Source organism: Heyndrickxia sp. FW510-T9 (assembly GCF_058781025.1).
Genome location: NZ_JBYSWK010000017.1, coordinates 1 through 11,917, shown reverse-complemented (window position 1 = coordinate 11,917; position 11,917 = coordinate 1). Strand labels below are relative to the sequence as shown.

Genomic DNA, 11,917 nt, shown 5'->3' with positions numbered 1-11,917 from the left:
TAAAGGCGATGCTAACTTGTGGATTCTGTTTAACGGGATTCTCATAAAAAGCTATCCCAATTTAATTCATCCATTTCCTCTGTTTTTTCCACATCTCCCCTGTTTTTCCACACTTCCCCTATTTTTTCACACCTAATTTGGAAATCAAGACGAGCATTTCTAAGAAAATAACCGATCCAATGTCCAATAACATTTCCAATACAACGAAAACGCTTGGGCAAGTTAAGCCCAAGCGTTCTTTGTTTTATCCTGTTATTACTGTTAAAAACTTCTTTCCAATTCATCAATTAATGTTCCAACATATGCTACAGCCTTGCGAATCGGTTCTGGTGTAGACATATCCACATTAGCTAAATTCATCAAATCAAGCGGTTTTAATGTTCCACCAGCTTTTAATACAGTAAGCCAACGTTCGACTGCCGGCTGACCTTCTTCCTCTATCATTTGCGCAGCGGCAGTTGATGCGGTTAACCCTGCCGAATACGTATATGGATATAGTCCCATATAGTAATGAGGTTGACGCATCCAAGTTAAACCAGCGCCTTCATCCAGCTCTACGCTGTCTCCCCAGAAATTCGCTAACAGCTCCATATTTTGTTCACACAGAATTTTCGCTGTAATTGGCGTTCCTTTTTCAGCTAAATCATACACTCGACGTTGAAACTCTCCTTCTAGTAAATGCGTAACAAAATTATGATAATACGTTCCTAAAGATTGAAGAATGACCCATCTACGCATTCTTGTATCATCAGACTGTTTTAAAATATGTTTACTTAGTAATAATTCATTCATCGTGGATGGTGCTTCTACAAAGTATCTAGAAGGTCGAGTATTTGAAAGAATCTGGTTGCGACCCGCTAATACAAAGTGACCTGCATGGCCTAACTCATGAGCTAGTGTAAACGCATTCCTCATAGAATTATTCCATGTCATCATAATATAAGGATGTGCTCCAAATGGACTTGAGCAAAATGCACCAGATCTTTTTCCAATGTTATCTGCTCGGTCAACCCAACGATTTTGTAGACCTTGTTCCATGATTTCACTATACTCCGGTCCCATCACCTCCAAAGATTCCAACACAAGTTTAGAGGCTTCTTCATACGTAATTTCAGGGTCATACTCTGGATCAAGAGGAGCCTTTAAATCACTATAATAAAATTTTTCCAAACCTAATACGCGCTTTTTTAATTTTGCATACCGCTGCATATGTGGTGCAAGCTCAGTTAAAATGGTATTCAATTGATTGTGATACATTTCTTTTGTCACTTGTTGACTATGTAATAGCATATCTGTAACTGATTCATATTTACGCATTCGTGCTTCTATAACTTGTCTTTTAACCTCTGTAGCGTAAGTTGCCGCATAAGTATTTTTATATTGGCTAAGGGTGTTTACAAAGGAATCATAAGACTTTCTACGTAGCTCTGTATTAGATGCCCCCTCAAATGTAGCGTAAGAATTAAAAGTTAAAGGGTATTCCTCTCCACTTTCTGTTGTAAAAGAGGAGAACTGCATATCGGATGTTTTGCCTCTTTCATAAATCATATACGGGGAGTCCAGTACTTCTCCTAAAGCAGCTAACACTTCCTCGGTTTCAGGAGATAACATATGGTCTTTTAATTCCAATAAATCCATTAATGTTTTCGAAAAATCTTTTAACCCTCGCTCTTGACTCATATAATCTTTTATCAATTCTTCAGACAGTCCAAGAATTTCTGAATCAATAAATGACAAACTTGCACTAACCTTAGAGGCCATTGAAGAAGCATGGGAAGCATTTGCTTGATTAATAGAATCGGTTCCATCTGCCGACTGACGAAGGCTAGCAAATGTCATCACACGAACCAACCGCTCACTTAGCGAATCTCTAGCAAGAAGACAATTAAACAAGTTTTTTGCACTTTCAGCAAGACGACCTTTGTACTGCGTAACCGTCTGGATATCGTTCTCTATCGCCTCTAACTCTGATAGCCAATCTGTGTCCGTTTTAAATAAATCACTCAAATCCCAAGTTTCTTTAACAGCAACTTCTGAACGAGATAATGTTTTGTTCTTTACTCCAGTCATATTAATACCCCTTTCAAACGTATATTATTTGGTTACGGAAAATATTTCGTCTTCCGAAACTTTTTATTTTATTGTACAAGAATACTGAATGTTTGAAAAGATTTTTATACAGAGATTAGTATATGTACGTCATGAACACCTACGGATTTATTTACATCATGTGTAAAAAAAAGAAACAGGATTTTTTCCTATTTCTCTCCAATAATGCGATCTTCTATTTAATAATTTTTACAAAATCCCAGTATCAATAGCTTATTAGTAGTTAGCTATACTACCCTCACTTGTCACGTTGATAATATAGGCACCGGAATGAATGCGTTTCATGAATTGAACCATAACACTTGTTGGTACAGACACACATCCAGCTGTAGGGCGTCCATTATCACAATGCAAGAAAAACCCGGAACCGCCTCCGACACCATTATGATAATTAATGACAATTGCATAATGGTATTGAGTAGGATAATCTGCTAAATGTTCATCATATTTACTGGATGATGTTCTCTCTTGCCAAGTATTATATTGAGGATCGTTTACGTTTGAAATCCAATAACTATTTGGTGTAATTTTTCTAAACGGCAATTGGGTACCGGGATCGCTCGTTCCAAAGGCAAATCCAAGACTGTAACTCCCCTTTGGTGTTCTACTTACGCTTTCACTTGCCATTCCTACACCTTGGCTCCCAACATGACCACTTGTTGTAATCACCTTTTCCCATATTCCATTCCTTTTTTCGAAAAGAGTGACTTGGGCATTAGTTCCACTAGCTACTACGGTAACGATTTGATTGGTTTTTTTAGCCGTTTGACTTTGAGCCACTATGGCGGCTAGTCCTGTTTCTCTTTTTATTTCTTTGCTACTTGTCGAAGAGTTAGCAGCATTCTGTTGTTGTTTAACCTCAGTAGTCGTTTTCGTAGAGCTCTGCTGTTTATCCTTACTGGAAGCTTTTTGCTTTTTCTTATTCTTCTTGATAGTTCGACTTGCCTCTTTTTCTTTCGCTACTAAAACGCTATTTACTTTTTCCAATTGTTTTTTAAGATTATTTTTTGCCTTAGTATTCTTGATGGAATCAACCATTTTCATTGCGTTCATGTATTGATCTTTAGAAACATCATCTTTAACCGTTAACGTTTTATTATCAGAGAAAAATGATTGTACCTTTTTATTCGCAACTTGGATTTCTTTAAACTGAGAATTTATTATTTGAACGTCCTTTTTATATGTACCAGCGATTTTAGAGTTAATTTCTTTTACTTTGTCAAAATCCTTTTTCAACGATGTAATTTGTGCTAATTTTACATCATTTACAATTACTCCTTTTTCTAATAAATTATGTATCTCTATTTGAAAATTAAATAGAAATAGAATATCACTAATTTCATTCTCCAATGGGGATTTTATCTTGCTATCTTTTATTTCTTTTACTTTCTCAAGAGCATTGGCTATTTTTTGTTTGGATAAGTCATTGGCTAAAGCCTCTTTATTTGCACTTGAATATAATTTATTTACTTCTTCCTTGGCAATTTGAACTCGTTGTTTATTCTTTACCTCTATTCGTTTTTGCTCATCCGCTTTTACAGTATTTACATGATTTATATATCCATAGCCACCTGCTCCAGCAAATAAAATAAAAGTAATGAAACTAATAGCTATTTTTTGGTTATTTTTCATCTTATAAAACTCACTTTCATCGTTTAAAAATAATTAGTCTAGTAATTCATTCTTTATTATAATTTCACTAGAATAGTATATTTGTAAACCTTCATTTGGCATATTTATTCAAAATGAAATAAATAATATTAATATGAAATATTACTAAATATGCACGTTAGATTGAGGAGCGATAAGTACAAAAAGGTCCCACTTCCCTGGAATTAGCAACCTTACCTTTTATGCGGACAGAGAATCCGCTATTCTTATTAAATCGCCTTAATTTAGGGATTAAGCGGACACAGATTCCGTTAAGTACTTAAAAGCATAAGGAAATCAATACATTTTGGGCATATAGCGGAACGTGTGTCCTCAAACACACGAAATTACTGCATTATTTCACAAATAAGAGATCGTGTGTCCTCCAAGATAAGCTAAATTTTAAAATGGCCAAATTTTAAGGGGTAAAGCATCATAAAAATGAAAAAAAGAAAGGCAAATTATTCTGCCTTTCTTTACTTATTATGGAGCTCTTCTTTCCATTTCTTAACCAAATTCTTCGGTGCCGCTCGCAAATACGCTTCCTGAATTAGGTCGGTCAATTCACCCCAGTGTTCACCATCTGGATTTTGAATTGAAACCCAGCCATGATGCCCTATATAGGGAGCTTTGAAAAAATGCTCTTTCTGTAGCAAAATTTCCTGAGTTTCACGGTCTGATTTAAATGATAATCGAAATCCTGTATCGTTTTCTCCTGAAATTACAAATGATTTTCCTTGGATTTTAAAAGTATTGTGGCCAAAACCGTCGATATGTTCAATTGCTTCAGGCAGTGCAAGACAGATTTTGCGCAATTTTTCAAGCCTACCTACAGTGTCTTGTGGTTCCATGTTTTTATTCATCTACTATTTTGCATTCTTATCGGGTTGATGAATTCCGAATGTATTGCCTTCAGTGTCAATATAATATCCTTGCCACGCCATTCCAGGTAGAGCATATTTCGGCATAGCAACCTTGCCACCATTTTCTAAAATTTTCGCCTCAGTTAAATCGTAACTTTCCACTCCCATTGTACAAGCATATCCGTTTAAAGCTTGACTTGGTTCTGGCGGTGCACTTTGACGTTGCATCAATGCTCCATTGATTCCAAGTTCATTTTCATCGCCAGTCACAGCTCCAAAGTATGGCATTCCAGCATACTCACTCCAATCTTGGAATGTCCAGCCGAATACCTCTCCATAAAACTTCTTTGCACGATCCATATCATCTACATGAATTTCGAAATGAACTACTCTTCCCATAATTTCCTCCTATTTAATAAAAAAATTCTTTTCGCTAATAAATTCTGTTTTTCGCTTTTAATTTCCTCTCTATTATAGAAAAGAATATAGGGAAATATTCAGTTATCATAAAATTAGCACTGCACGGCAGATTCTTTGATAAAACAATTCCTACATTTAGTTTGTAATTCTCCCAAAGAGCAATGCATCATAATATTTATCTTCAATAAAATAGTTGTCTTTCAATCTTCCTTCTAATTCATATTGATTCTTTTCAAGTATCCGAGCAGAACCAATATTGGCATCCACTACATTAGCATAGAGTTTGTGAAGACGAAGCGATTCAAATGCAAAATCCGTCATCAATGTTACAATCTCTGTTCCATATCCCTTTCCCCAATGGTCTCTATGAAATACATAACCAATTTCAGCCTTGTTGGCTTCTTGGTCAAAATTGAATATCATAGCTGTTCCAACAATTTCATGAGTTGATTTTAGAACAATGGATGCGTATAAATGAGTACCCTCAGACTCGCGCTTTAACATTAATTCAATAAACTCACGAGTTTCCTGCAAAGTATTCATTAAATTCCAGCCAATAAATCGGGAAACTTCTTTATCTGAAGCATAATTATGAATCTCTTGAACATCCTCAACACTTAATGCTTTGAAGTAGATATATTCCCCTTCCAATGAATGAAATAAACTAGTATTCATCTGTCTCCCTCTTTCCTTTGGTAGATATTGCAAATAATTGTGTTAATGAAATTTATGCATTTATTTTAATGTATAGTAAGACAAAAATAATCACAAGATTTTAAGCAAAGATGAAACGAACACTAAGTCGAAACGATTACTTGGTGGATTTTGATATCCTAATTTGTTTGCCTTTTATCAATAAGTTTTAAATATAACAAAGTATATTAAACGCAAAAAAAGAGTTCGGAATAGAACATTCCGAACCCTTGTTGTCGATATTCACTATCAAAGAGCAATCGTCATCAGTTTAAATTTTTACAAATCTTCTATTTTTCATAAATGATTCGCGCCTTACTGCATCTTCCCTACCACTTTCACTCTTAATCTAGTCGCATTTTCCGGATGATAAGCAAGCGGAGTTTCTTCTACTTCCACTAATTCAATCGTATCGGAAACCGCTCCAGCTAATACGGCTTGTCTCACTGCTTTTTCTTGAGCGTCTTTCAAAGATTCCTCACGTGGTTCTCTAGAATAAATATAAATCTGTTCATATTGCCCACTAATTTGGGCAATAGATGCACCAATCGCATTTGCTACATCTCCATTTTCCACTTTCATGATATTGGATACCCCACGAATAGTATCTGGAACAATTATGCTGCCCCCACCTACGATTACTAGCTCGACATCTTCTGAAGAAGTTTTCATCTTATCAATGGCTTGCTCGATAATAGATGAAATTTCAAATAGAACATCTTTGGCAAACTGTTCATCAATATGCGCTACTAAACTCTTATTTCCTACTTCAGCCAAATCGAGTCGAACAGCGATGTCCGTTGTCGTAAGTGTTTCGCCTCCAAAGACAAGTGCTTCTTGACCGATCTTGTATCCTACACTATCAGGTCCAACAGTGATCTTGCCATTGTTTACTCGAACAATACTTCCTCCACCTAGCCCAACAGAAATAATATCTGGCATTCTAAAATTTGTGCGGATATCCCCAACCTCGACTGCTACGGAAGATTCTCTTGGAAATCCGTCCTGTAGGACCCCAATATCGGAAGTCGTACCACCAACATCAAGAACCATCGTATTTTTGACTTTTGCTAAATATGAAGCACCGCGTATGCTGTTCGTAGGTCCGCATGCTATTGTTAATATTGGGAATTGCTTCGCATAATCTATAGACATCAAGGTTCCATCGTTCTGGCATAAATACACTTCTGCATCAAATATCCCTTCTTCTTCCAATGCTTGAACAAACCCTTTAGTTGTCGTTTCAATTACTTTGCATAAGGCTGCATTAAGAATGGTCGCATTTTCTCGCTCAATTAAACCAACAGACCCAATCAATGAGGAACAGGAAACCGGGAATTCTTCACCATATACTTCTTGAATTAGGTCGCGAACCTGTAGTTCTTGATCATTTTTGATGGAAGAAAAAACGCCAACAACAGCGATCGATTCTACTTTATCTTGCCAATCATCTAGAAGCATTTTAATTTCAGCTTCGTCAAGTTCTCCCAATAACTGACCATCGTATTCATAACCACCATGTAATAAAGCATAATTCCCTGATAGCTTTTCAACAATATCTTGAGGCCATGCAGTATATGGAAGGACGGAAGCCGTTGCAGGATATCCTAGACGAATCACACCGACTCGGGCTAATTTTTTCCGTTCGACAATCGCGTTAGTACACTGCGTTGTTCCTAGCATCGCATGAGTGATTTTTGTTTTATCAATGTTCGCTTCTTTTAATAAGTTACGTAAAGACGTTTCAATACCTGTTTTAATATCTAAACTTGTCGGCGATTTTACACAATGAATCAGATGATGATTTTCATCTAAAATAATCGCATCTGTATTTGTTCCACCAACATCAATTCCAAGCTTATACATGTTCAGCTACCACCTTTTTAACCAGTTCCTCAATTGGAACATAATCGTAATCATAACCAAAATATTTTGGACCAGCTGTTTCGATTCCTTTTTCCGTCCTCCATTTTTCATGAGCTGGTAAACCAATCACTCGAACACGTTTTCCATATTTTAAGCTTTCTGTTGTAACGGGTAATAAAGTTTCATAGTCTACTAGACAAAGTAAATCAGGTGTCATCGCTACAACCTGATCATTTTTTTCGGCAATCAGATTTTCATTTTGAAAATGAACCTTCATATTTTCGTCTTTATATCCTTCCATTCCTTCTAGATTTATTTTTCCAAGATTAAATCCGCCCTTTGTTTCGCGAATAACATCGACAATTTTCCCTTGGAATAATTCATATCCAGAAACTAACTTTAGTAATTCTTGAAGCTTTTCTTTCGCATCTCTATCTTTTGAAGAAATAATTTCGCCAATCTTTTCAGAAAGCGTAATGATATTATGGACTCCACTCTTCTTGATCTGTGCACCAGTTGTTGGATACAAACTAACTAAAGAACTAGCCCCCATTTCAACCGTTGCCGACCGGGCTAATCGTTCCGTCCATTTATTATCAATAGTTTCAAAAATCCCGATATTACCTTTTTCATCCGTAATTGCCATCGGTGTTGCCGAAATACCATCCAAATGAAATGTCACCATTTGTAGCTCTGGGAATGCCCTTCCCATTCCGTCGCAGTCAATGAGTGGTAAATCCAGTTGTGCTGCTACCACAATTGGAATCATCGAATTAACCCCGCCAGCTTCCATTGGATATGTTCCTGAGATCTTGTCTTTCCCTAAATACTGAGCAAGTTTTTGAAAAACGTTAACAAACTCGTCTCCTTTTGGAAACTTTTCTATTAAAACAGAAGGTGCCCCCATCATTGCAGCTGGAATGAAAAAGTCCTCATCTTCTATTTCATCTACGGAATACAATCTTACTGGTCCATTTTTTTCAATAGCAGAAAGAGCCATCAACTTTCCTACATAAGGATCTCCTCCTCCACCAGTTCCTAAAAAGGCAGCTCCTATCGCTATATGTTCAATGGCTTCTTTATCTAAATATCTCATCTATTTTCCTCCAACATAACAGTCTTTTGTACAGATATACGATACCCGAAATAATAAATTGCAAATGAAATGACAATCCCAATTAAAGGCTGATTAGGTATTTGTGGCAAGCTAGGGAATAAAGATAAAACAACTGGAGCACTACCAATTAAAGCACCAACTAGCCAAGAAAAAATGCCTAATCGGTTTACGCCTTCCACTTCTCTCCAACTATTCTTATCCCCTTTATTCATCACCCAATAAGAAGCAATCATCACACCTGCAACAGGTGGAATCATCGCAGATAATATCGACATAATAGGTGTGAAGTAATTTAATATACCCACTACAGCAAGCAAAGTCCCTACCATTCCAGCAATTCCAACCGCCATTTTTTCCTTTTGCTTAGAAATGTTAAAAACATTAATGAGGGCAAATCCACCCGAAATCGCATTCACCAAATTAATTTTCCATGTAGCTAAAATCAAAGCGACTCCGCCAATAAATGGTGTAGCTATATCCATAAAGACAGCAGTAATATCACTTGTTTTATATGCGATTGTTAAAACCGCTCCTACTCCAATCATGAGCACACCGGCTGGAATAATTCCAAAGATTGCTGCTTTTAATACATCTGAACGCTTTTTGGAGAATTGGGAATAATCACCCGCTATTACTGCTCCTAATGCAAATGAACCAATCGTTACTGCCAGTCCATTCGTAAAACTCATATTTCCTTTAGGCTTGTAGTTTTGGATTAGTTGTAAATGATCCCCACTCAGTGTTTGGATTAAACCATATACACAAATGACGACCAATAAAGGAACGGCAATATAACTTACTACACGCAGCACTTTAATTCCGTAAATAGCGGAAATGACCATCACCAAGCCACTAAAGAAAGAAGCTAACGGAACGGGCACATGCATGTGGTACACCGCTAACAAATTAGCTACAGCAGCACCACAAACATTGGCCTGAATTCCAAACCAACCTAAGCAAGCAATAGCCAAAATAATCGATATTATCGTCCGAGATCCTTTGTTCCCAAACACTTGACCGGCAACTTGAACTGTTGGCTTTCCTAAATCACTACTTTGAATCCCTTGCAAAATCATAAGGATTACTATAATTGAATACCCAATCAATGAAACCAATAAAGTCTTAAATAAGCTCATACCAGAAACAAGTGCATTACCTACTAAAAGACTTGGTATACAAATCATCGCTCCAGCCCAGATAATCCCGAGACTATACCAGGATTGAGACGCTTCATTTTTTTTCATAATGCCCCTCCTAAGTTCTTATTAAATTTTTTCTAATTATAAAAGAAGGAATATACCCGAGTCTTTTTCAAAAATGAAAAAAAACATCCGAAATTTTGTCCTTTCAGACAAAACCACGGATGTTTCTATCTATTAATCAATCGATATATCATACAGGCTATATACACATCGTAAAATTCGGAAAAAATGGTTACATCATATCCAATCAGTTCACTAATCTTTTTGATCCGATACTTTACGGTATTTTTATGAACAAATAACAGTTTCCCACACTGGTCAAAATTTCCATTCGCATCCAAAAGAAAGGTCATCAGTGTCATCAAAGATTCTTTATCATTTAAAATAGGAGCAATGACAGAAAAACTTTCTTCAATCATTTCCTCTCCTTGTTTACTCATATCTATGGCTCGCTTCATCGACCTGACTTCAGCTGCCGTATACAATTTACGCATTGGAAAGATTAAGTGAACTTTCTTTCCTACATTATTGACTAACTGATACATGCGACGTACATCTTGAGTGTTTCTCATTTTAGGCGAATAAACAATTTCCGATATATGCGAGAAGTAGTTCGTCGTTTCGATAAATTCAGATGCAATCTCAAATTCGTGGTATTTATATAAGCAATTCCCTAAAAGAACAATAATACACTTATCAACGGTTTGGATCACTCTTGTTTTATAATATTTCGAAAGTTGTTCTTCCAATTCATCTCTAATACCCTTTTCTTTAGATAAATCGTCAATATATACTAACCACATCATTTGAATAGAAGACACATCGATGTGAAGCAGCTTAGCTAATCTTCGCATTTTGTCGCTCTCATCATTAATTATGGCTTTTACTAAGGCATATTCACTTACTTCATCATGCTTGTCTCCCCAAAGATTAATCGCCACTTGTACCACTTCACTAATTTTTTCAATAGTCTTAGCCGGCAATTTTGAATTTTCTTTAATTAGAAACAGATAAAGGATCTCTCCATTTTTTTGGTGAATACTCTTCCATTCAACAAAACAAGCTAGATTACTTCTTTCTAATTGTTGTTTTCCATTTCTATCATCCAATTTATATTTAGAAAATTCTTGGATAACTTTCGAAACATCTAAGGATGAATTTCGCGGCCACATTACTTGGTTCACAATTTCAAAATTAGTATTTGTCAGCAGGATATTAGATTTCAGGCGATCAGATAACATCTTGAGGGTAATTTCCACACTTCGCAGATGTTCTGGCAACAAAGAAACCTTCTCTAAAGTATCCTTAACAAAATGATCACTAACCGCCTGGTTACTTACAATTACTTCCATAACTTCGTAAATTACTTCATTATAACGGAGAGAATAATCGTTTTTAGGCATACAAATGATAATAAACCCCTGCGAGTCTGCTAATTGCAGCACCTCTTCTGGTATCTCTGGCAAGATAATTCCCACATAATATAAAATCAGACCTAGCTCTCCTAGATCATGTAAGTGCTGAATAGCTTCACATTGTTTTTCTACACTATCTTTTACGGAATAAAAAGAGCTAATGACAAGCTCTTCCGCATACCATTCCTCTTGAACGGTTTGGATAATCTCTGAGAAAAATTCTGCATTAGATACTTCTAACACAGATAAAGATGATACGGTGCGATCCAGATTATTTTTACCCGTTAACACCTCTGCTCCTCTAAAGGATGGCAATTGCAGCAAATCTTTTACCGTTACCCCATTGTCATTCACCACCTAGGCATTCTTATCTTAAAATGAATGTATAGCTTTCTATTGATTATCAAATTTTACTACTTTGGCGCATCAAAATGCAAAAAATACTATACAATTGCCTCCAATCGCATAGTATTTGTCATTAATATTTTGTTTTCAATCATTTTAATTATATGCTGTTTTCGCAAAGATTGTTGCTTTCGTATAAGTATATAATCTTTGAAATGGATAGGATTCGCGCTCTTT

At 36.1% G+C, this 11,917-nt stretch carries 10 protein-coding genes; all 10 read right to left on the bottom strand.

Translation table 11 applies throughout. The annotated features are described in order from the left end of the window. Nucleotides 1-41: 41 nt before the first annotated feature. Nucleotides 42-284, bottom strand: coding sequence for a hypothetical protein (locus tag AC3WJF_RS10800; protein ID WP_492451992.1), 243 nt, complete (start codon nucleotides 282-284; stop codon nucleotides 42-44). After that, nucleotides 262-2,070: an oligoendopeptidase F gene (pepF, locus tag AC3WJF_RS10795; protein ID WP_492451990.1), complete on the bottom strand. Its 1,809-nt coding sequence runs from the start codon at nucleotides 2,068-2,070 to the stop codon at nucleotides 262-264. The genes AC3WJF_RS10800 and pepF overlap by 23 nt, the downstream gene beginning before the upstream one ends. A gap of 255 nt (nucleotides 2,071-2,325) precedes the next feature. Continuing rightward, the gene (locus AC3WJF_RS10790; protein ID WP_492451988.1) at nucleotides 2,326-3,741 is read right to left on the bottom strand and encodes a toxin Cry1Ac domain D-VI-related protein; all 1,416 of its coding nucleotides are present in this window, start codon (nucleotides 3,739-3,741) and stop codon (nucleotides 2,326-2,328) included. 494 nt (nucleotides 3,742-4,235) lie between these two features. Then, nucleotides 4,236-4,610 (bottom strand): MmcQ/YjbR family DNA-binding protein, encoded by a 375-nt coding sequence (locus tag AC3WJF_RS10785; protein ID WP_492451986.1) that lies wholly within the window; start codon nucleotides 4,608-4,610, stop codon nucleotides 4,236-4,238. A 15-nt stretch (nucleotides 4,611-4,625) separates the two neighbouring features. After that, nucleotides 4,626-5,021 carry a VOC family protein gene (locus tag AC3WJF_RS10780; RefSeq protein ID WP_492451984.1) on the bottom strand — a complete coding sequence of 132 codons (396 nt, stop codon included), beginning with the start codon at nucleotides 5,019-5,021 and terminating at the stop codon, nucleotides 4,626-4,628. Nucleotides 5,022-5,177: 156 nt separating this feature from the next. Further along, on the bottom strand, nucleotides 5,178-5,717 hold the full coding sequence (locus AC3WJF_RS10775) for a GNAT family N-acetyltransferase (protein ID WP_492451982.1): 540 nt from the start codon (nucleotides 5,715-5,717) through the stop codon (nucleotides 5,178-5,180). A gap of 333 nt (nucleotides 5,718-6,050) precedes the next feature. Continuing rightward, nucleotides 6,051-7,601, bottom strand: a complete 1,551-nt coding sequence (locus tag AC3WJF_RS10770; protein ID WP_492451980.1) for a hydantoinase/oxoprolinase N-terminal domain-containing protein — start codon at nucleotides 7,599-7,601, stop codon at nucleotides 6,051-6,053. After that, nucleotides 7,594-8,697, bottom strand: a complete 1,104-nt coding sequence (locus AC3WJF_RS10765) for an S-methyl thiohydantoin desulfurase family protein (RefSeq protein ID WP_492451978.1) — start codon at nucleotides 8,695-8,697, stop codon at nucleotides 7,594-7,596. The genes AC3WJF_RS10770 and AC3WJF_RS10765 overlap by 8 nt, the downstream gene beginning before the upstream one ends. Next, nucleotides 8,694-9,962 carry a cytosine permease gene (locus tag AC3WJF_RS10760; RefSeq protein WP_492451976.1) on the bottom strand — a complete coding sequence of 423 codons (1,269 nt, stop codon included), beginning with the start codon at nucleotides 9,960-9,962 and terminating at the stop codon, nucleotides 8,694-8,696. The genes AC3WJF_RS10765 and AC3WJF_RS10760 overlap by 4 nt, the downstream gene beginning before the upstream one ends. A 125-nt stretch (nucleotides 9,963-10,087) precedes the next feature. After that, nucleotides 10,088-11,689, bottom strand: a complete 1,602-nt coding sequence (locus tag AC3WJF_RS10755) for a PucR family transcriptional regulator (protein ID WP_492451974.1) — start codon at nucleotides 11,687-11,689, stop codon at nucleotides 10,088-10,090. Nucleotides 11,690-11,917: the final 228 nt, after the last annotated feature.